At 74.4% G+C, this 20,528-nt stretch carries 21 protein-coding genes; 8 read left to right on the top strand and 13 right to left on the bottom strand.

From position 1 onward, the window contains the following. Positions 1-333: 333 nt before the first annotated feature. The 5 genes from GA0070611_RS24530 to GA0070611_RS24510 all read right to left on the bottom strand — a co-directional run bounded on the left by GA0070611_RS24530 (position 334) and on the right by GA0070611_RS24510 (position 5,056). Positions 334-942: a hypothetical protein gene (locus GA0070611_RS24530; protein WP_091668817.1), complete on the bottom strand. Its 609-nt coding sequence runs from the start codon at positions 940-942 to the stop codon at positions 334-336. Then, complete coding sequence (locus GA0070611_RS24525) at positions 933-1,472, bottom strand: hypothetical protein (protein WP_091668812.1); 540 nt, start codon at positions 1,470-1,472, stop codon at positions 933-935. Before GA0070611_RS24525 ends, GA0070611_RS24530 begins: the two co-directional genes overlap by 10 nt. A 119-nt stretch (positions 1,473-1,591) precedes the next feature. Next, the gene (locus tag GA0070611_RS24520) at positions 1,592-3,940 is read right to left on the bottom strand and encodes a sodium-translocating pyrophosphatase (protein WP_091668809.1); all 2,349 of its coding nucleotides are present in this window, start codon (positions 3,938-3,940) and stop codon (positions 1,592-1,594) included. 325 nt (positions 3,941-4,265) lie between these two features. After that, the gene (locus tag GA0070611_RS24515; RefSeq protein WP_091668805.1) at positions 4,266-4,703 is read right to left on the bottom strand and encodes an ATP-binding protein; all 438 of its coding nucleotides are present in this window, start codon (positions 4,701-4,703) and stop codon (positions 4,266-4,268) included. Then, positions 4,700-5,056, bottom strand: coding sequence for an STAS domain-containing protein (locus tag GA0070611_RS24510; RefSeq protein WP_089011584.1), 357 nt, complete (start codon positions 5,054-5,056; stop codon positions 4,700-4,702). The genes GA0070611_RS24515 and GA0070611_RS24510 overlap by 4 nt, the downstream gene beginning before the upstream one ends. 126 nt (positions 5,057-5,182) lie before the next feature. Between GA0070611_RS24510 and GA0070611_RS24505 the strand changes: the two genes are divergently transcribed. The 3 genes from GA0070611_RS24505 to GA0070611_RS24495 all read left to right on the top strand — a co-directional run bounded on the left by GA0070611_RS24505 (position 5,183) and on the right by GA0070611_RS24495 (position 8,894). Beyond that, positions 5,183-7,783: a DEAD/DEAH box helicase gene (locus GA0070611_RS24505; RefSeq protein WP_231921207.1), complete on the top strand. Its 2,601-nt coding sequence runs from the start codon at positions 5,183-5,185 to the stop codon at positions 7,781-7,783. A gap of 224 nt (positions 7,784-8,007) precedes the next feature. Further along, positions 8,008-8,214: a hypothetical protein gene (locus tag GA0070611_RS24500; RefSeq protein ID WP_091668800.1), complete on the top strand. Its 207-nt coding sequence runs from the start codon at positions 8,008-8,010 to the stop codon at positions 8,212-8,214. Between the two features lie 101 nt (positions 8,215-8,315). Beyond that, positions 8,316-8,894 carry an LURP-one-related/scramblase family protein gene (locus GA0070611_RS24495; RefSeq protein WP_091668795.1) on the top strand — a complete coding sequence of 193 codons (579 nt, stop codon included), beginning with the start codon at positions 8,316-8,318 and terminating at the stop codon, positions 8,892-8,894. A gap of 79 nt (positions 8,895-8,973) precedes the next feature. Here the strand turns inward: GA0070611_RS24495 and GA0070611_RS24490 are convergent, their stop codons facing one another. Genes GA0070611_RS24490 through ssd form a run of 7 tightly spaced genes read right to left on the bottom strand, consistent with a single transcriptional unit; the run spans position 8,974 to position 14,090 of the window. Continuing rightward, on the bottom strand, positions 8,974-9,333 hold the full coding sequence (locus tag GA0070611_RS24490) for an Rv3654c family TadE-like protein (protein WP_091668790.1): 360 nt from the start codon (positions 9,331-9,333) through the stop codon (positions 8,974-8,976). Then, positions 9,330-9,764 (bottom strand): TadE family type IV pilus minor pilin, encoded by a 435-nt coding sequence (locus tag GA0070611_RS24485; RefSeq protein WP_407940387.1) that lies wholly within the window; start codon positions 9,762-9,764, stop codon positions 9,330-9,332. Before GA0070611_RS24485 ends, GA0070611_RS24490 begins: the two co-directional genes overlap by 4 nt. A 29-nt stretch (positions 9,765-9,793) precedes the next feature. Then, complete coding sequence (locus GA0070611_RS24480; protein ID WP_076470820.1) at positions 9,794-9,961, bottom strand: DUF4244 domain-containing protein; 168 nt, start codon at positions 9,959-9,961, stop codon at positions 9,794-9,796. A 22-nt stretch (positions 9,962-9,983) separates the two neighbouring features. Then, positions 9,984-10,826, bottom strand: coding sequence for a type II secretion system F family protein (locus tag GA0070611_RS24475; protein WP_231921559.1), 843 nt, complete (start codon positions 10,824-10,826; stop codon positions 9,984-9,986). 14 nt (positions 10,827-10,840) lie between these two features. Then, on the bottom strand, positions 10,841-11,782 hold the full coding sequence (locus GA0070611_RS24470) for a type II secretion system F family protein (protein WP_091668783.1): 942 nt from the start codon (positions 11,780-11,782) through the stop codon (positions 10,841-10,843). Continuing rightward, complete coding sequence (locus GA0070611_RS24465; protein WP_091668779.1) at positions 11,779-12,990, bottom strand: TadA family conjugal transfer-associated ATPase; 1,212 nt, start codon at positions 12,988-12,990, stop codon at positions 11,779-11,781. Before GA0070611_RS24465 ends, GA0070611_RS24470 begins: the two co-directional genes overlap by 4 nt. Further along, a complete protein-coding gene (gene ssd / locus GA0070611_RS24460) occupies positions 12,987-14,090 on the bottom strand; it encodes a septum site-determining protein Ssd (protein ID WP_091668776.1) in 1,104 nt (367 codons plus the stop codon). The genes GA0070611_RS24465 and ssd overlap by 4 nt, the downstream gene beginning before the upstream one ends. Before the next feature lie 414 nt (positions 14,091-14,504). Here ssd and GA0070611_RS24455 point away from each other — a divergent pair, with 414 nt between their 5' ends. The 4 genes from GA0070611_RS24455 to GA0070611_RS24445 all read left to right on the top strand — a co-directional run bounded on the left by GA0070611_RS24455 (position 14,505) and on the right by GA0070611_RS24445 (position 17,391). Further along, positions 14,505-15,269: a VHL beta domain-containing protein gene (locus GA0070611_RS24455; RefSeq protein WP_231921206.1), complete on the top strand. Its 765-nt coding sequence runs from the start codon at positions 14,505-14,507 to the stop codon at positions 15,267-15,269. Between the two features lie 347 nt (positions 15,270-15,616). Then, the gene (locus tag GA0070611_RS24450; protein ID WP_091673397.1) at positions 15,617-16,426 is read left to right on the top strand and encodes an HAD family hydrolase; all 810 of its coding nucleotides are present in this window, start codon (positions 15,617-15,619) and stop codon (positions 16,424-16,426) included. Positions 16,427-16,577: 151 nt separating this feature from the next. Next, the gene (locus GA0070611_RS31180; protein WP_157740381.1) at positions 16,578-16,721 is read left to right on the top strand and encodes a hypothetical protein; all 144 of its coding nucleotides are present in this window, start codon (positions 16,578-16,580) and stop codon (positions 16,719-16,721) included. 37 nt (positions 16,722-16,758) lie between these two features. Beyond that, positions 16,759-17,391, top strand: coding sequence for a TetR/AcrR family transcriptional regulator (locus GA0070611_RS24445; RefSeq protein ID WP_091668773.1), 633 nt, complete (start codon positions 16,759-16,761; stop codon positions 17,389-17,391). A 5-nt stretch (positions 17,392-17,396) separates the two neighbouring features. On the opposite strand, the gene GA0070611_RS24440 is transcribed toward GA0070611_RS24445, so the two are convergent. Further along, positions 17,397-18,143: a Fic family protein gene (locus GA0070611_RS24440; protein ID WP_091668770.1), complete on the bottom strand. Its 747-nt coding sequence runs from the start codon at positions 18,141-18,143 to the stop codon at positions 17,397-17,399. A 207-nt stretch (positions 18,144-18,350) separates the two neighbouring features. On the opposite strand from GA0070611_RS24440, the gene acs reads away from it, so the two are divergent. Beyond that, positions 18,351-20,345 carry an acetate--CoA ligase gene (gene acs / locus GA0070611_RS24435; RefSeq protein WP_091668766.1) on the top strand — a complete coding sequence of 665 codons (1,995 nt, stop codon included), beginning with the start codon at positions 18,351-18,353 and terminating at the stop codon, positions 20,343-20,345. Positions 20,346-20,528 lie beyond the last annotated feature (183 nt).

Below are 20,528 nucleotides of genomic sequence, written 5' to 3'. Positions count from 1 at the left end.
GCCCGGGCACCGGCGGTCCGGATGTCCAACGTAACGCGCCGCCCGCGTTCCGGGTTTCGTGGGCGGCAAACGATCAGTTCCGGTGACGGTCGGGCGAGCGCCGCCGGACGGCGCCACCGTACACCGTGGGTAGGGCACCGAGCGGGTGACTGTGACGATCGCGGACCGACGGCCGAGCGGCTGCGCGCCGTTTTCCGGGGCAAACCGCCACCGACGGGTGTCCGGGATCGGACAGCCGTCGGGGGTTGCGGGCCGACCGGCGCACGCTGCGGCCGGGCCGGTCAGGCCGGCCCTCACACCCGGCCGGTCGGAGCGCCGGGCGGTCGTTCCCGATCACTGCGCGCGGGGCCACTGCTCCGCCGGGGCGGCCGGCGGACGGTCCCCCACCAGCTCGGCGAGTCGGGCCAGCCGGCGTCGACCCCCGATCCGGTACGCGGGCCCGCCCTCCGCCGGCTCCACGAACGCCGCCGGCAGCCCGACGGTGGCCAGCGCGGCCCGGACCGGCGGCCAGCACTCCTGGTCGCCGGGGCCGAGCCGGAGCAGGACGCCGGCCGGGTCGGCCGCCCCCGCCGCGGCCAGCCAGAGCCGCAGCCGTCGCCCGTTGAGGTGGAAGCCGTCCGGCGGCCGCTTCGCGGTGCCGCGCAGCCAGGCCCGGGCCAGCGGGGCCAGGGTGGTCGAGTACGCGGTGCGGACCAGGTGCCGCCCCTCCCCGGTCGGCTCCCAGCTCGCCGGCACCGCCCGCGCGGCCAGCTCGGCCACCAGCACGTGCACCCGCCAGGCGGCGTCCACCACCACCGCCAACCGCGCCGTGCCGCCCATCCGGACCACCTCCGCCGGCCCGGCGAGCAGGCCGGCGAGGTCCGCCAGCGACGGATCGGCCGCCTCGGTCGAGAAGAGCGAGGGCTGGCGGACGGGATGCGAGGAAGGCGGCGTCAGCGACACTCCGGGACCTCGTCGAAGGCCTGTTTCAACTCGGGTGAGTTGAGCTTGCTGGTGTCCAGCGAGCTGGCGTCGTACTCCTTGTTGAGGGTGTCCACCGCGGCCCGTACCCCGTCGTAGAAGGGGCCGGCCTGGGCGGTGTCCAGCCCGTCGATGGTGTCCCGGGCCCGACCGTACGCGTCACGCATCTTGCTCAGCGAGGCGCGGAACCCGGCGGAGATCTCCGCGCCGTGGTCGGTCTCGGGCACGCCCGCCTCCTCGATCCGGCTCCGGGCGGACTCACTGGCCCGCTCGGCGCCGGCGAAGAGTCGGACCAGGTTCTCCTTGGCCTGCGCCGGGGTGGTCTGCGCGGTCATCTGCTGCTGGGTGCTGCTGGTCAGCTTGTCGATCTCGGCCCGCCAGGGGGTCAGCGCCTGGCAGACCGACGAGGCCCAGGCCCGCGGGCTGGGGCCGCCGCAGCCGGCGAGCACGAGGACGAGCGTGGCCAGGACCACCGTGAGCTTTCCGGCGGTTCCCGCCCCGCGCGTACGCATGCGAAGCAGCGTACGGCCTCCCGGTGAAAGTGCCACCGAGAAGGTTGCGGGCACTGCGACCCGCCGGACGCACCGGTCCCGGCCGGCGGGATGCCGACCGGGACCGGGTGTCGCCCACGTCAGGCGTTGACGGTCTCCACGCGGTCGTCGTGGCTGTCGGTGCCGCTGTCGCTGTCGTCCATCGCGATGCCCTTGCGCTTGCTGAACACCACGGCCGCCACGATGATCAGCGCGGCCACCGCGGCGATCGTGATCCGCAGGGCGGGGTTCTTGTCGTCGCCCACGCTCCAGGCCACCACGGCCGGCGCGATCAGCAGCGAGACCAGGTTCATCACCTTGATCAGCGGGTTGATCGCCGGGCCGGCGGTGTCCTTGAACGGGTCGCCGACGGTGTCGCCGATGACGGTCGCGGCGTGCGACTCGGAGCCCTTGCCGCCGTACGCGCCGTCCTCGACCAGCTTCTTCGCGTTGTCCCAAGCGCCACCGGAGTTGGCCAGGAAGACCGCCATCAGGGTGCCCGCGCCGATCGCGCCGGCCAGGTACGAGGCGAGCGCGCCCGGGCCGAGGCCGAAGCCGACCGCGATCGGGGCCATGATCGCCAGCAGGCCGGGGGTCATCAGCTCGCGCTGCGCGTCCCGGGTGCAGATGTCGACCACCTTGCCGTACTCGGGCCGCTGGGTGCGGTCCATGATCCCGGGCAGCTCGCGGAACTGCCGGCGGACCTCCATCACGACCGCGCCGGCCGAGCGGGAGACCGCGTTGATGGCCAGCCCGGAGAAGAGGAAGACCACCGCCGCGCCGACGATCAGGCCGACCAGGTTGCGCGGGTTGGCCACGTTCAGCGCGTTGAGGATCTCCTGGCCGACGTCGCCGACGCCCGCGTCGGAGTACGAGCTGCGCAGGGTGTCGGTGTACGAACCGAACAGCGCGGTCGCGGCCAGCACCGCGGTGGCGATCGCGATGCCCTTGGTGATCGCCTTGGTGGTGTTGCCGACGGCGTCCAGCTCGGTCAGCGTCCGCGCGCCGTGCTCGTCGATGTCACCGGACATCTCGGCGACGCCCTGGGCGTTGTCGGAGATCGGGCCGAAGGTGTCCATCGCGACGATCACGCCGACGGTGGTGAGCAGGCCGGTGCCGGCCAGCGCGACCGCGAACAGCGACAGGGTGATGGAGCTGCCGCCGAGCAGGAACGCGCCGAAGACGCCGGCCCCGATCAGCAGCGCCGAGTAGACCGCCGACTCCAGGCCGACGCTGATGCCGGCGAGGATGACGGTGGCCGCACCGGTCTGCGAGCTCTTGCCGATGTCCTGCACCGGACGCCGGTTGGTCTCGGTGAAGTAGCCGGTGAGCGCCTGGATCGCGGCGGCCAGCACGATGCCGATCAGCACCGCGCCGATCGCCACCAGCCGCGGGTTGCGGTCGACGTCGGTGAGCCCACCCTCCAGCTCGGCGAAGGTCGCCGGCAGGTACGCGAACGCGGCGACCGACACCAGCACCGCGGCGATCAGCGCGGAGAGGTAGAAGGCCCGGTTGATCGCGGTGAGCCCGTTGCGGTCGCTGGCGCGCAGCCGGGTGATGAAGACGCCGACGATGGCGACCAGCACGCCGATGGTGGAGATGATCAGCGGGAAGACCAGGCCGGTCTCGCCGAACGCGGCGCGGCCCAGGATCAGCGCGGCGACCAGGGTGACCGCGTACGACTCGAAGAGGTCGGCGGCCATGCCGGCGCAGTCACCGACGTTGTCGCCCACGTTGTCGGCGATGGTGGCGGCGTTGCGCGGGTCGTCCTCGGGGATGCCCTGCTCGACCTTGCCCACCAGGTCGGCGCCGACGTCGGCGGCCTTGGTGAAGATGCCGCCGCCGACCCGCATGAACATGGCGAGCAGCGCGGCCCCGAAGCCGAAGCCCTCCAGCACGGTCGGCGCGTCGCCCTTGAAGAGCAGGACGACCAGCGCCGCACCGAAGAGGCCGAGGCCGACGGTGAGGAAGCCGACCACGCCACCGGTCCGGAAGGCGATCTTCATGGCGCCCTCGCGCCCGCCTTCGCGTTCCCGGGCGGCCGCGGCGACCCGCAGGTTCGCGCGGGTGGCCAGCCACATCCCGGCGCCGCCGATGAACGCGCTGAACAGGGCGCCCACCACGAAGAACGCCGAGCGGCCGATCTTCACCATCAGCTCGCTGCCGTCGGTGTCGTGCACCGGCAGCAGGAAGAGCAGTACGACGGCGACGATCACGAAGATCGCCAGGGTGCGGAACTGACGCAGCAGGTACGCGGACGCGCCCTCCTGCACCGCCCCGGAGATCTCCTGCATGTTGGTGGTGCCCTTACCGGCTGCCAGCACGGCCTTCGTCAAGGCGGCGGCGAAGACGAGCGCCACCAGCGCGATGACCGCGGCGATGACGACGTACGTCACGTTGGCTCCGGTAAGGGACAGTGCGCCGCCGTCGGCGGCCAAGGTCCCGGACATCTATGTCCTCCTGTACCGAACAACTCGCGCCGGCCCGTGGAGACGCACGGTGCCGACGCCTGGATGCGGACTCGCAAGCGCGCGCCAACCCACCCTCGCGGACCAGCGATGAACACCCATTCCCGCTGGCTGCGGGACGGGTCACTTGCTGACAACCCGGGTACTGTAGCCCTCCGGCGTGGTGAGGGTCACACGCAGGGCCCACCGTGTCTCGATGATCTTCGTCGCTGTGCTATGCGAAGAAATCTGATATATAGGGCGGTCGACACGAACAGGCCGCGTCCCCGACGGGGAACGCGGCCTGCGCGAAAGAAGAACGGTCGACTCAGCGGCGGACCGGCCACACCATCCGGACCTCGGTGCCGACGCCCTCGTCGACCGGGCGCACCTGGAGGTCCTCCACGAAACCGGCGAGCAGCGCGAAACCCACGCCGGTGGTCAGCGCGTCCTCGCTCAACGACTCCTGGGCCAGCTCGTCCGGAGCCAGCGCGGTCAGCCCGATGCTCGCCTCCAGCGGGGCGCGGTCCACCACCCGCACCGTGTACGACCCGCTGTCGGACATCTCCACGTAGACCGGGTCGGGCAGCCCGTACTGCCGGTGCAGCGCCACCGCCCGGGTGCACGCCTCACCGATCGCCAGACGCACCTCGTCGAGCAGGTCCTCCCGGACGCCGGCCCGACGGGCCACCGCGACGCCGACCAGGCGGGCCGTGCGCACGTGCACCGGCGCCGGGGAGAAGGAGAGCTTGACGGTCGCCATCACGCGCCGGCGCCGGTCGGGTCGGCGCTGATCGCCGCATCGACCGTCGGGTGCAGCGGGAAGACCTGGTCCAGCGCGGTGATCCGGAAGATCTTGAGCAGCGGCTCCTTGTCGCAGACCAGGGCGAACGAGCCACCGGCCGAGCGGAGCCGCTTCAACGCCCCGACCAGCACGCCGAGACCGGTCGAGTCGAGGAAGTCCACCCGACCCAGGTCCACCACGACCCGCCGGGCCCCACCGTCGATCAGCTCCAGGAGCCGTTCCCGCAGGCGCGGCGCGGTGTAGACGTCCACCTCACCGCCGACCTCGAGCACCGTGTGCTCCCCCACGGTGCGGGTCGCCAGCGACAGCTCCATCGGTCTCCTCCTCGGTAAACTCTCCTGGGCATCTAACCATCCCCGCGCCCGACCCGAGCGGGTCACCGGCGGAGGCTTCCCCATACCCCGGCCCCCGGGTTCCCAATTCCGAACACCAGTGCGAGAGTGCAGGACGTGACCACGGACCACCTCGGCTCGGCGCGTCGTCCGCCGGCCGAGCTGCTGCGACGGCTGCGTGCCCGGCACGCCGCCGATCCGGTCACCCACGTCGAACGGGTGCCGGCCCGCGCCGGTGAGCCGGCCCCGTGGCCCGACTGGACCCCGGACCACCTGCGGGCGGCGTTCGCCCGCCGTGGCGTGGTCGCCCCGTGGCGGCACCAGGCCGAGGCCGCCGAGCTGGCGTACGCGGGGAAGCACGTCGTGGTGGCCACCGGCACGGCGTCCGGCAAGTCCCTGGCGTACCAGCTGCCGGCGCTGTCGACCCTGCTCGCCGACCCGCGCGCCACCGTGCTCTACCTGGCCCCGACCAAGGCGCTCGCCGCCGACCAGCTGCGCGCCGTCGCCGGCCTGGAACTGGAGGGGGTACGTCCGGCCGGCTACGACGGGGACACCCCGCGCACCGAGCGGGAGTGGATCCGCCGGCACTCCCGGTTCGTGCTGACCAACCCCGACATGCTGCACCACGGCATCCTGCCCGGGCACGCGCACTGGTCCGGGTTTCTGCGCCGGCTGGCGTACGTGGTGGTCGACGAGTGCCACACCTATCGGGGCGTGTTCGGCTCACACGTGGCGCACGTGCTGCGTCGGCTGCGCCGGCAGTGCGCGCGCTTCGGGCGTACCCCCGTGTTCGTGCTGGCCTCGGCCACGTCGGGTGACCCGGCGACGGCGGCCGGGCGGCTCACCGGCCTGCCCGTGACGGCCGTCACCGAGGACACCTCGCCGCGCGGCGGAGTGACCTTCGCGCTCTGGGAGCCACCGCTGCTGCCCCCGGCCTCCGCCGACCCCGAGCTGGCCGACCTGGTGTCCGTCCGCCGGTCGGCGCTGCGGGAGACCGCCGACCTGCTCGCCGACAGCGTCGTCGAGGGGGTACGCACGCTGGCCTTCGTCCGGTCCCGGCGCGGCGCCGAGGTGGTCGCCGCCAACGCCCGGCGGGCACTCGACGAGGCGGTACCCGGGCTGGGCGACCGGGTGGCCGCCTACCGGGCCGGCTACCTGCGCGAGGAGCGGCGCGAACTGGAACGCGCGCTGCTGCACGGCGACCTGCTCGGGTTGGCCTCCACCAACGCGCTCGAACTCGGCGTCGACCTGGTCGGGCTGGACGCCGTGCTGATCTGCGGCTGGCCCGGCACCCGGGCGTCGCTCTGGCAGCAGGCCGGCCGGGCCGGCCGCTCCGGCGACGAGGCCCTGGCGGTGCTGGTGGCCCGGGACGACCCGCTGGACACCTATCTGGTCCACCATCCGGAGGCGCTGTTCGGGCGGCCCGTCGAGGCGACCGTGCTCGACCCGGCCAACCCGTACGTGCTCGCGCCGCAGCTCGCCTGCGCCGCGTACGAGTCCCCGCTCACCCCGGCCGACCTGGAGCTCTTCGGCGAGGGCGCGAAGGAGGCGGTCGACTCCCTGGTCGAGGCCGGTGCGCTGCGGCAGCGGCCGACCGGCTGGTACTGGCGGGACCGGCAACGCCCCGAGGTCGACCTGCGCGGTTCCGACGGCGCACCGGTCTGCGTGGTGGAGGCGTCCACCGGCCGGCTGCTCGGCACGGTCGACGGCGGCTCCGCGCACTTCCTGGTCCACCCCGGCGCGGTCTACCTGCACCAGGGCGTGTCGTACGTGGTCGACTCGCTGGACCTGGCCGACGGGTGCGCGCTGGTGCGCGCCGAGGAACCGGACTGGTCCACCCACGCCCGGGACGTCACCTCGCTGTCGGTGGTGTCGGTCCGCTCGTACGTGGACGCCGGCCCGGTCGGCCTCTTCCTCGGGGAGGTCGACGTGACCAGCCAGGTGGTGTCGTACCAGCGGCGACGGATCGCCACCGGCGAGGTGATCGACACCCGGCCGCTCGACCTGCCCGCCCGGGAGCTGCGCACCGTCGCTGTCTGGTTCACCGTCTCGCCGCAGTCGCTGGCGCTCGCCGGCGTCGAGGCGGCGGACATCCCGGGCGCGCTGCACGCCGCCGAGCACGCCGGCATCGGCCTGCTGCCGCTGATGGCCACCTGTGACCGCTGGGACATCGGCGGCCTCTCCACCGCGCTGCACCCGGACACCGAGGCGCCCACCGTGTTCGTCTACGACGGGCACCCCGGTGGGGCCGGCTTCGCGGAGCGGGCGTACGGGACGGCCTCGGCCTGGCTGCGCGCCACCCGGGACGCGATCGTCGAGTGCGGCTGCGAGTCGGGCTGCCCGTCCTGCGTCCAGTCCCCGAAGTGCGGCAACGGCAACAACCCGCTCTCCAAGCCGGACGCCGTCAAGGTCCTCGACGTGGTCCTCACGCACCTGCCCACCACTTCGTCCGACACCCCGACCGACCCGGACGGCGTGGGCGGCCCGGCCGACGCGGCGGTCGCGGGGGAGGCCACGGCCCCCGGCGGCGCGGCGGACGCAGACAGCACGGCGGACCCGGTCGGTACGGGTCGCCCGGTCGGCGCGGCGGACCCGGGCGGCGCGGGTCGCGCGACCGCCCGGACGCGCGGGCGGGGCCGGCAGGGGCTGCCCCGCCAGGACGAACGGGCCCCGGAGCGGTCCACCGTCGACGGCCTGCCGATCGACTGAGCTGATCGCGCTCGGGACGAGCGCTTCGGGTGCGTTTCTGGTCGCCCCGACGACGACAGACGCACCCGGAGCGCGGCCCGTCACGGTGTGGCCGGTGTCTGGGTGGTGGGACGGGTGCATGGCGGGGCGGACAAGTGGGCATTGATGCATGGGAGCGCTTCCATGACTGTCCGGTCATGACCGGCGCTCGGGAGAGACCTCGACTCATGCCCGGAGGAGAAGCCGTGGCCGACACGATCGCCGAGACCGTCGACCTGCTCTACACGATCGACCAGGACAAGCTCACCGTCGACCAGCAGATCGCCCTGGGCGGCGCGCTCGCCACCCTGGCCCAGGCCGAGCGCCTGGACCAGATCAACGAGCGCCTCCGGGGCATTCACCAGGTCCTGAACACCTGGGCGATGAAGGCCACGGTCGACGGCGGGCGATGACGCGCCGGACCTCGCCGACCCGACGGGATACGCCTCGGCTGGGAGGGCGCGGGGCGGCGAGTTGTGCGAGACTCCGGCGTTCATCCCTCGAAGGAGACCCCATGCAGCCCGACAGCCTGCAGAGCCAGCAGCAGTTCTTCGTCCGCCAGCGCATCCGGATGATGGTCAACCAGTACGAGGTCCGCGCGGTGAACCCGGACGGCACCGAGGGCGCCCTGCTCGCGTTCGCGCAGCAGAAGCGCCTCGCGTTCAAGGAGCAGGTGACCATCTACACCGACGACTCCAAGCAGTACCCGCTGCTCGGCTTCAAGGCCCGGCAGCGGCTCGACCTCGGCGCCACGTACGACGTGACGGATCACGCCGGCAACCCGATCGGCCTGTTCCGCAAGGACTTCGCCCAGTCGCTGCTGCGCTCCACCTGGCACGTGGAGCAGTCCGGCCTGCCGCAGATCACCGGCCAGGAGCGGAGCATGCCGGTGGCCCTGCTGCGCCGGTTCGTCGACTCGCTGTCCTGGCTGCCGTACCACTTCGACTTCGTCGCCGGGGGTCAGCCGGTGTTCTCCGTGATCAAGAAGTGGGGCCTGCGGGACCGCTACGTGGTGGAGATCCAGCAGCCGCAGATCGACCGGCGGCTGGTCATCGCCATGGCGGTCGGCCTGGACGCGCTCCAGGGCCGCTGACCCCGATCGGTCCGGTGCGGCGGCGGCCGGCGGCTGAGCCGCCGGTCGCCGCTGTCACTGCGCCTGACCGGTCAGCCGGTCAGCCCCGGACCGGGCCGGCCCGGGAGGTCGCCGTGGCGGTGCGGGAGAGCCACGGCACCGGGGAGACGGTGACCTCCGCCGTGACCAGGACGTCGAGGCCCTCGGTCCGGCAGGCGGCCATCCGCGCACCGTTGGCAGCGGCGAACTCGCCGGCCCGCCGGCACGCGGCGGTCTCCCCGTCCAGCGTGCGCCCGGCACCGGCCAGCGCGCCGAAGTCGGCCGCGACCCGGGCCTGCTGCCGAGCCACCCGAGTCGCCCCGAGAGCCGCGCCGAAGAGGGCGACCAGTAGGTAGACCAGCCCGACGGCGAGCAGGCACACCGTCGCGCCACCCCGTTCGGCGGTGCCGCGTCGGGTCACGGTCGCGGTCCCGGCGTACCGGGTTCGACGGCGGCCACGGCGGTCGCCGTCACCTCGATGCGGGGCAGTCGCGCACCGAGGGAGCGGACGGGTGCCCGGACCGTCGCCACCACCCGGTCACCGGAGACCGTCACGGAGACGGTGGCACCGGTCGGGGCGTGCCCGGCTCCCGCGACGGAACCCGACTCACCCCGGGCGGCGGCGAGTGCCGCTTCCCGGGCCGCGTCCAGGCAGCCGGCCCGGGTGGTCACCGCTTCGACGGCGGTCAGTCCGGCCAGCAGCAGCAACACGAGCGCCGGCAGGCCGGCCGCCAGTTCGGCGGTGAAGGAGCCGCGCTCACCGCGACCCCGGGCGCTGACCCGGCCGGCGGCGCGAGCACGTGGCCCGCTCCGTCCGGCGTCGGCGGAGGTCTGCCGTGAGGCGGTGCCCACCGGGCGGCGGCCGGCCCACCGGCGCCCGGTCACTTCAGTGCCCGGTCGATGACGGCGGTCAGGGCGGACTGCACGTTGCCGGAGGTGAGCACCTTCAGCAGGATGCCGGCGAAGGCCACCGCGGCGAGGGTGCCCACGGCGTACTCGGCGGTGTTCATCCCGGCGTCGCCGCGTAGGCGGGCGAGGAGTTTGCGCATGTCGTACTCCTGTCGTGAGGGATCAGAGCACGTCGCCGAGAACGGCGACGATCACCGGCACCAGGCCGGCGAGAATGAAGGCGGGCAGGAAGCAGAGCCCGAGCGGCAGCACGATGAGGACGCCGGCCCGTCTCGCGGCCGCCTCGGCCGCGCTGGACCGGTCGGCGCGCAGGTCGTCGGCGAGCCGGGTGAGCGCACCGGCCAAGGCGGCCCCACTGTCGGCGGAGCGGGTCGCGGCGGCGGCCAGCCGGTCGGCACCGGGGACCGGGTGCAGGTGGGCCCAGGCCTCTGCGGCGGTACCGCCGAGTTCGAGGGTCCGGCCGGCCCGACCGAGCCGTTCCGCGAGCGGGCCGCCGAGCGCCTCGGCGACCGCCAGCACGGCACGGTCGACCGGTGCGCCGGCCCGGAGCGCCGCCGCCAGCAGATCGGCGGCCAGTGGCAGGTCCGCGGCTTCCCGCAGGCGGCGGTCCCGGGTCGCGCGCGGCTCGACCCGGCGCAACAGGCGGTCGGCGGCCAGCCCGGTGAGTACCGCGGCAAACAGCCCGGACGCGCCCCCGACCAGCACGAAGGCGGCCACCGCAGCCAGGCCCGCAGCGGCCCGGATGCGGTCCGGCCACCAACGCGGCCGGTGCGGCCCGGCGGCCGGCACGGAACGGGTGGAACCTGTCCGCGCGCCCGCGCCGGCGGGATGTGGCGCGGGCCGGGTGCCGGAGCGCACCGGTTCGCCCGGGCCCGCGGGCCGGACCACCGGTTCGCCGGGTCCGACGGGCCGGACCAGCAGGCGCAACCGCCGGACCGGCCGGCGGGCCGAACCACCGGCCACGATCACGACCACGGCGGCCCCCGTCAGGCAACTCGCCAGCACCGCCTGCCGGGACATCAGGCGGCCCGCCCGGGCACCGCGCCCAGCCGTTCGGTCCAGAGCAACCCACCGACCTGCAACCCGACGGCGGCGAGGGCGCTGCCGGCCCCGACGGGCGTGTGCAGCAGCACGGCGATCGGGTCCGCGCCGATCACGTAACCCAGCCCGATGCCCCCGACGGGGAGCGCGGCGAGCAGCCAGGCGGTGGCCCGCGCCCCGGCCGCCTGGGCGGTCGCGGCGGCGAGACCACGATCGTGCGCACGGGCGTCCGCCTCGATGCGTTCGAGCAGTTCGGCCAGGGGCGCCCCGGTGCGGTCGGCGAGCCGGCCGGCGGCTCGGGCCAGCCGGGCGACCCGGTCCGGACCGTCGAGCGGGGCCACCGGGCCGGGAAGACCGGCGCGCAGGTCGGCGGCGAACGCGCAGAGCTGGTCCAGCTCGGCCCGGCGCGCGTGGGCTACCGATCGGTGGGTGTGCCGGCGGTGGACCGCCCGTGCGCCGAGCGTCCCGTAGGCGGCCAGGACCAGCGCGCCCACCGGACCGCCGAGCACGGCTCCCCCGCCGAGGCCCAGCAGCGCCGCCGCCGGCAGGAGAAGTCGCGGCGGGGGATTCGAGGGCCCCCACCGCCGTGGACCGGCCGAGGCAGCCGACGACGCGGGTCCGGCGGACTCCGCCGGGACCAGCGGCGCCGGACGCGTCGGATCGTGCCGGTTCGGTGGGCGCCTGGACGCGATCCGGTCGACCGGAGCACCGGCACGGGCCGCCCTGGCGGCTCGACGGCCGGCGGACCGTACCGCCCCGACCGGGACCGACGGCCCGTCGGGACGGCTCGGGAACCGGCCGGGCCGGGCCGCCACCCCGAGCACCTGCCGGCGGCGGGCCCGGGGCCCGCGTACCGGCCAGGAGATCAGGGTCGCGGCACCGACCAGGAGCGCCCCGACCAGCCAGGCCACCGGGGTCATGCCGGCCCCGCCGAACCCGGCCAGGTCGTCCGCAGCAGGGGCGGCACGGTGACGCCTCGTTCCCGCAGCAGCGTGCCGAGCGCCTCGGCGGCGGTCCACGGCCCGCGCCCACGGACCCAGGCGGGCACCACGCCGGCCAGCCGGTCCGGCCCTTCGGGAAGCAGCAGGCTGATCGACTCCAGCACCCGTCCCTCCGTGCTCCGGCGCACCTGGAGCAGCACCTGGAGCGCCGCGGTGACCTGCGCGTGCAGGGCGGCTCGCGGCAGTCCGCCGAGCAGCCCCAGCGCCTCCAGCCGGGCCGGTACGTCCGCCGGGGTGTTGGCGTGCAGCGTGCCGGCGCCCCCGTCGTGGCCGGTGTTCAGCGCGGCGAGCAGGTCGACCACCTCGGCACCCCGGCACTCGCCCACCACCAGGCGGTCCGGCCGCATCCGCAGCGCCTGGCGGACCAGGTCGCTCAGGCCCACCGAGCCGACCCCTTCCACGTTCGACGTGCGGGCCTGGAGGCCGATGACGTGCGGATGGACCGGACGCAGCTCGGCGGCGTCCTCGACGAGCACGATCCGCTCGGTGCCCGGAACCAGCCCGAGCAGGGTGTTGAGCAGGGTGGTCTTGCCGGAACCGGTGCCCCCGGTGACCAGGTACGCCAGCCGGGCCGCCACGACGGCGGCGAGCACCGGCGCCACCGGCCGGGGCACGGTGCCCTGGCGTACCAGCTCGTCGAGGGTGAACGGACGCTGCCGGAAGGTCCGCAACGACAGGTACGGCCCGTCGGTGGCCACGGGTGGCAGCACGGCGTGCAGCCGGGTGCCGTCGGGCAGCCGGGCGTCGGCGTACGGGGAGCCGTCGTCGAGCCGTCGACCGGCGGCCGCGACGAGGCGTTGCGCCAGCCGGCGGACGTCGGCGACGGTGCCGAGCGGGACGGCCACCTGATGCAGGCCGTGCCCCCGGTCGACCCACACACGGACGCCGTTGACCAGCACGTCGGTGACGCTCGGATCGGCCAGCAGCGGCGCGAGCGGCCCGGCGCCGACGAGGTCGTCGTGCACCCGGTCGGCGACCCGGAGCAGCGCGGTGTCGCCGAGCACGCCGGCCATCGGCTCGGCGCGTACGGCGGAGACGATGGCCGCGGGGGTCACCGGGGTGGCGTCGGCGGCGAAGCGGTGCCGGACCCGGACCGCCAGCTCGGCGGAGTCGGCGGGGCCGGTCACGCCACACCTGCGCTCGGCTCGCCGGTCAGCTCGGCGATGATTCGCTGGCAGAGGGTCGCGAGCGGACCCTTGCCGCCGGCGGCGGGTGCCTCACCGCGTTCCAGCCCTCGGCAGAGTCCCGGCTCGGGGCGGAGCGTGCCCGCCAGTGGCAGGCCGAGAGCCCGGGCCACCTCACCGGCCTTGAGCCGGCCGGGGGCGGGTCCGCGGACGATCACGGCCAGGTCGGCGCAGTGCGGGGCCGCCTCGGCGACCACCCGGGCCGCGGCGGCGGTGGCCCGCAGCTCGGCCGGTACGACCACCAGCGCCCGGTCGGCCGCCTGCAACCCGACGACGGCCGCGTCGTCGAGGTGCCGGGGCAGGTCGAGCACCACGACGTCGCGGCCCCGACGGGCGGCGTCGATCGTGGCCGCCATCGCCTCGGCGGGCAGCGGCAGCGGGTCGCCCCGGTCCCAGGAGAGCACGACCAGGTCACCCCGACTGGGCAGGGCACGGACCAGCGACGGTGGGTCGACCCGCCCGTCGGCGCCGGTGAGCCCGGGCCAGCGCAACCCTTCGAGTTGCTCCCAGCCCAGCACCAGGTCGAGCCCGCCGCCGAGCGGATCCGCGTCCACCAGCAGGGTGCGCCGCCGGTCCCGGGCAGCGGTGACCGCGAGGCCACCGGCGAGGATGCTCGCCCCGGCACCGCCCCGCCCGCCGAGCACCGCGACGATCCGGGCCCCGCCGGGGCGGGTCGGATCGGCCGTGCACTCGGCGAGCCGGTCGACCAGCCACGGCTCGGCCGCCGGCAGGGTCGCCACGTGCTCGGCACCGATCAGCTCGGCGACCTCCGTGCCGGGGTCGAGGTGCCCGGAGCGGCCGACCAGCACCGTCCGCGCTCGTCGGGGCAACCGGGCCCGTAGGCAGGCCTGGGCCTGGTCGACGCCGACGAGCACCAGCGGGGCGGGCGCCCAGCGGGCCCGGGCGGCAGCCGGGTCGGCAGCCAGCTCGACCTCGGTGCCGCCGGCCGCGGCGAGCCGGAGTAGTTCGTCGAGGAGGTCGCCGTCGGCGGTGACGAGCAGCGGCAGCCGGCGATACGGCGGAAGCGGGGTACGGGGCGGCATGACGGCCTCCAGCGGTCGGCTCGGGGTGCTGGGGCGAAGCCTGGCGAGGAGGGGCCGGCTCGGCCGTCCGCGCCGACCGACCTGTGGACGACGGAGGGCACTGTGGACAGACCGCGGGGAACAGGTGGATCTGTTATGGGGGCCGGGCGCGGCGGTGGCCGACCGGGACGCCGGTGTACGGCCAACAATGTTGTCTGTTGGCCGCCCGGAGCGAAACGGGGCCGTGCCGCGTTACGCGTACACCCCGGAGCGCTCCCACATTGGTCCGGACGGCGGGTGGACCAGGACTTTCCGCGCTCCCACCCGAGCCGATGCGGTGGGCGTGAAACCATTGACGGAAGGGATTGTCGGGTACGCATAATCGGTTCCCCGTGTCGCCGGACGGGCGACACCGTGCACTTCGGAATCGGGGCCATGACGGATTCACCGCACGGCACGCACGGAACCGACCAGCACCGTACGCACGGAACGGACCGGCTCGGCGCACCGGGAATGGTCCCGCGCCGCGAGGGGCCGCACCCGGCCCTGGGGTCCGCGCTCGCCCGGACCCGCAACGAGGCCTGGCTGGGTGACCTCTCACCGGTCACGCTGGCCTCGATCGCGGTGAGCCTGATCGTGGTGGTAGTGGTCGGCTCGATGAGCCTCTTCTCCACCCCACGCCGGGCCGAGGTGCCCCCGTACTCGGCGGAGCGCGTGGTGACGGATTCGCCGGCGGCGACGACGGAACCGGAGCCGGAGCCGCCTCCCGCGGTCTCCTACTCGCCGGCCCCCGTCTTCCTCTCCAGCCGGCAGGCCGCGCCCACCCGCTCGCACGCCCCGACCCGCCGGGCGACGCCGAGCGCCCGGCCCACCGGCCCGAAGCCCTCGGCCAGCCCGCCGCCGCCCGCGCCCCGGCCGGGGGAACTCGTGCCGCTGCCCGCGTCCCAGGAGCCGAGCCTGCGCTCGGCCGGCGGCGGGCCGGAGACCTTCGTCGACTTCGTGAACGCCCGGTCGGAGCCGGTCGTCGTCTACTGGCTGGACTACGGCGGACAGCGCCAGCCGTACGCGTCGCTCCAGCCCGGCCAGGGCTACCGCCAGCAGACGTACGTCGGCCACCCGTGGGTGGTGACGGACACCCGGGGGATGGGTCTGGCCTGCTTCCTGCCGGCCGACCAGACGTTGCGCGCGGTGATCCGGTGAACACGTAGCGACGGTGGAGCGCTCCCCGCAAAGGGACGACCCCCGTCGGGGGGAGACGGGGGTCGTCGGAGGTTCGGCTCCGGGGGGGTCGAGCCGAACCGACTCAGCGGTCACGGGGGGTGCAACCGCCGAGGGCATCTCGGTCGACGAGAGGTGAAATCTCGTCGCGCACAAGCATGCCGCAGGGGACCGGTATACGTCGAGTGGTGCCAGCTCCACACACCGCTAAAATATGTTCGCAGAGTGTGATAGCGGTCACTCTACGCAGAGGAAAGTTGAAGACTCCTCGACTCCCGGTCCACCCAGGCACCCGCCGAACTGGATCCTTGCGGCTAGACTTTCGCGCCGTGGGCCGAAGTGCCGCTTTCTTCGATCTCGACAAGACCGTCATCGCCAAGTCGAGCGCTCTCGCGTTCGGTCGGCCGTTCTACCGGGACGGGCTGATCACCCGGCGAGACGTGGTCAAGTCGGCGTACGCGCAGCTGATGTTCCGGCTGGGCGGCACCGACGAGCAGACCATGGCCCGGACCCGGGACTACCTGGCCGCGCTCTGCAAGGGCTGGCAGGTGGAACAGGTCCGCCAGATCGTCGCCGAGACGCTGCACGAGCTGATCAACCCCTACGTGTACGCCGAGGCCGCCGCCCTCATCGAGGAGCACCAGGCCGCCGGTCGGGACGTCGTGCTGGTCTCCGCCTCCGGCGAGGAGATGGTCCGCCCGATCGGCGAACTGCTCGGGGTGACCGACGTGATCGCCACCCGGATGGCGGTCGAGGACGGACGCTACAGCGGTGCGGTGGAGTTCTACGCGGCCGGCCCGAGCAAGGTCGACGCCGTCGGCGAGCTGGCCGCCGTCCGGGACTACGACCTCGCCGACTCGTACGCCTACTCGGACTCGTACAGCGACCGGCCCCTGCTGGAGTGCGTCGGCCACCCGACGGCGGTCAACCCCGACCGGGCGCTGCGCAAGCTGGCGGTGGAGAACTCGTGGCCGGTGCTGGAGTTCCGGCACCCGATCCCGCTGGGCCGCCGGCTGCGCGAGCGACCCGCCGTGCCGGTCGCCGCCGCCGCTCTCGGGGTGGGCGTCGGCGTGGCCATCGGCATCGCCTGGTACGGCCGGCACCGCCGGACCCGCGCCACCCCCACGCCGGCCGCCTGACCCGGGGCACCGGGCCGGCTCGACCGGACTCCCTGCGCACCGCACCGCCGGCTTCGTCCCGCCGGGCAGCGGCGACTCCCGACTCCGCGTGTTGAGCGGTTGCTCGAACTCACCTATCCTCCGGCTTGAGCGACCGCTCAAACGAGGGTCGGTGGGCGGCGACGGCCACGAGGAACGGGGGATGGCCGCCGTCGCCCGCGCACCCGAACATCTCCACCTGGCCGGGGACCTGCTCGGCCGGACGCTGCGGCTGCCCGGCCCGGCCGACCGGCCCGACCGGTCCCCGATGCGATGATCGCACCGCCGCATCCGGTGCCGCCCCGAGGAGGACCATGTCCGACACCAAGCAGCGCCTCCTCGACGGGGCGATGACGGCGATCCGCGAGCACGGCATCGCCGGCGTCTCGGCCCGTACGATCGCCGCCGCCGCCGGGGTGAACCAGGCCCTGGTCTTCTACCACTACGGCAGCGTCGACGACCTGCTGACGGCGGCCTGCCGGGCCAGCACCGCCGAGCGGGTGGCGCACTGGGCGGCCCGCCTCTCCGGCGTCGGCTCGCTGCGAGAACTGCTCACCGTCGGCCGCGCCCTGCACGCGCAGGAGCGCGAGCTGGGCAACGTCTCGTTCCTGGCCCAGATGCTGGCCGGCGCGCAGACCGAGGAGCGGCTCGCCGCCCCGACCGCCGCCGCGCTCCAGCTCTGGGTGGACGAGCTGGAACCGGTGCTGCGCCGGCTGCTCGCCGGTTCCCCGTTCGCCGAGATCGCGGACGTACCCGGGCTGGCCCGGGCCATGTCGGCCGCGTTCATCGGGTTCGAGCTCTATGACGGCGTCGACCCGGCGGCCGCCGACCGGGCACTCGCGGCGCTCGACCAGCTCGCGGTGCTGATCGAGGTCGTCGACGATCTCGGGCCACTGGCCCGGCGGGCCCTCCAGGCCAAGGTCAACCGGGCGGCCCGGCGGGACTGAGCCGGTCAGTCGGCGGCCAGCACCTCGTCACCGATCAGGCCGATCTGGTCGGCGCCGACCTCCACCGCGCTCATGTAGTGGCGCAGCCAGGAGCGCAGCCCGTCGGGGGTGCCGGTGGCGAAGGCGCCGGCCGCGCCCACGTACTCCGGCTCCCGCTCCCGGTGGCCCACGTCCACCGCGACCAGCCCACGCGGGTCGAAGCCGGTGGAGATCAGTACGAGCCGGGCGGCGGCCCGGGCCACCACCCCGGACGGCCCGGCGAACGGGCGCAGGTTCAGCAGCTCGCCGTGCACCACTGCGGCCAACACCAGCGGGGGCACCCGGGTCCCCCCGGCGACCAACCCGGCCAACCCGTCGAGGCGCGCCGCCACCACCGGGTCGGTGACCGGCCGGCCCAGTTCCGCCTCGTCGACGACGTCGCGGGCGGCGAGCACGTGCAGCCGGGCCAGGACCTGCCGGGGCGCCTTCGGCCACAGCTCGCTCAGCCCCGGCAGCGCCCCGGCCACCCGCAGCGCCCCTTGCAGCAGCGGGTCGGTGACGGTGCCGGCGCGTACCTCCTCGCGGTCGTGCGGGCGGCCCTCCAGGGCAGCGCTGGCAACGGCCGAGCGGAGGCTGACCTCGGCGGCGACCGGTCCGCCGTGGCGGCGCAGCGCACGGTGCCGGTGGGCCTGGTCGACCCGCTCCCGGGCCCGGTCCACGGCGGGGGCGATGTCGGCGAGCGCCAGCAGCGGGGCGAGCGGATCGGTGGTCACCCCGTCACGCTATCCAGCCGCCGGACCGGGCGGCGAGAAGGGGACCCTTCTCCACCGGAGGCGTTGACGGGGACCCTTCCTGACAACTGAGCGCGCGGCGGGGGCCGCTGGGCGCGCCGGGCCTCCCCGGGCGGTCGCGGCGGGGGTACGGCCGGACTAACCTTCCCCGGGTAGGAGACGCAGGTCACGCGACGAAGGAGTCACCGCATGAGCGAGGCATTGGCCAACTTGCTGAACGAGACGCGCCAGTTCCCGCCGCCGGCCGAACTCGCCGCGAACGCCAACGTGACCGGTGCCGCGTACGACGAGGCGGCCGGGGACCGGCTGGCCTTCTGGGCGCGCCAGGCCGACCGGCTGGCCTGGGCGCAGCAGTGGGACCAGGTGCTCGACTGGTCGAACGCGCCGTTCGCCAAGTGGTTCGTGGGCGGGCGGCTCAACGTGGCGTACAACTGCCTGGACCGGCACGTGGAGGCCGGCCGGGGCGACAAGGTGGCGATCCACTGGGAGGGCGAGCCGGGCGACACCCGCACCCTCACCTACGCCGACCTGCACGAGCTGACCTGCCGGGCGGCGAACGCGCTGACCGACCTGGGGGTCACCGCCGGTGACCGGGTGGCGATCTACCTGCCGATGATCCCCGAGGCGGCGGTGGCGATGCTGGCCTGCGCCCGGATCGGTGCCACCCACAGCGTGGTCTTCGGCGGCTTCTCCGCCGACGCGCTGACCAACCGGATCCAGGACGCCAGCGCCAAGGTGGTGATCACCGCCGACGGCGGCTACCGCCGGGGCAAGCCGTCGGCGCTCAAGCCGACCGTCGACGAGGCGGTGGCGAACTGCCCGTCGGTCGAGCACGTGCTGGTGGTCCGCCGGACCGGCGAGGAGGTCGCCTGGTCGGACAAGGACCACTGGTGGCACGAGACGGTGGAGACCGCCGCCGCCGAGCACACCGCGCAGCCGTTCGACGCCGAGCACCCGCTCTTCATCCTCTACACCAGCGGCACCACCGCCCGGCCGAAGGGCATCCTGCACACCACCGGCGGCTACCTGACCCAGGCGTCGTACACCACCCACGCGGTGTTCGACCTGAAGCCGGAGACGGACGTCTACTGGTGCACCGCCGACATCGGCTGGGTCACCGGGCACTCCTACATCGTGTACGGCCCGCTCTCCAACGGCGCCACCCAGGTCATGTACGAGGGCACCCCGGACACCCCGCACAAGGGCCGGTTCTGGGAGGTCGTCGACAAGTACAAGGTGACCATCCTGTACACCGCGCCGACGCTGATCCGCACCATGATGAAGTGGGGCGAGGACATCCCGGCCGGGTACGACCTCTCCACCCTGCGCCTGCTCGGCAGCGTCGGCGAGCCGATCAACCCGGAGGCGTGGATGTGGTACCGCCAGCACGTCGGCCGGGGCGAGCTGCCGATCGTCGACACCTGGTGGCAGACCGAGACCGGCGCGATCATGATCTCCCCGCTGCCCGGCGTCACCGAGACCAAGCCCGGCTCGGCGATGACCCCGCTGCCCGGCATCGCCGCCGACGTGGTGGACGACCAGGGCCAGTCGGTGCCGAACGGCGGCGGCGGTTACCTGGTGCTCCGCGAGCCGTGGCCGTCGATGCTGCGGACCATCTGGGGCGACGACAACCGGTTCCTGGAGACGTACTGGTCGCGGTTCGGCGCGGGCGCCGGGTCGACCGGTGGCGACGAGTGGATCTACTTCGCCGGTGACGGCGCGAAGAAGGACGCCGACGGCCACATCTGGCTGCTCGGCCGGGTCGACGACGTGATGCTGGTGTCCGGGCACAACATCTCCACCACCGAGGTGGAGTCGGCCCTGGTCAGCCACCCGGCGGTGGCCGAGGCGGCGGTGGTGGGCGCGACCGACCCGACCACCGGGCAGGCGATCGTCGCGTTCGCCATCCCGCGCGGCAGCGCCGAGACCTCCGGGGAGGCCGGCGAGCAGCTCATCGCCGAGCTGCGCAACCACGTGGCGAGGACGCTCGGCCCGATCGCCAAGCCGCGGCAGATCCTGCTGGTGCCGGAGCTGCCGAAGACGCGCTCCGGCAAGATCATGCGCCGGCTGCTGCGGGACGTGGCGGAGAACCGCTCGCTCGGCGACGTCACCACGCTCCAGGACTCCTCGGTGATGGAGCTGATCTCCTCGGGAATGGGTGGCGGCAAGTCCGACGAGGACTGAGCACAGACGTACCGCTGCGGGTGGGTGACGGTCCGACGGGCCGTCACCCACCGTCGTCTTTCCGGGGGTACGCCTCGGAGGTTCGGTGGAGGCCCGGCGGGCCGATCGGTCAGAGGGGCGCTGTCACCCCTCTCAGTGGCAGCACGCCGTCATCTAGGTTCAGCCGCATCCGGATCCAGGTCG

This window comes from Micromonospora auratinigra (genome assembly GCF_900089595.1).
GTDB lineage: Bacteria > Actinomycetota > Actinomycetes > Mycobacteriales > Micromonosporaceae > Micromonospora > Micromonospora auratinigra.
This window is presented reverse-complemented; position numbering and strand designations above follow the sequence as displayed.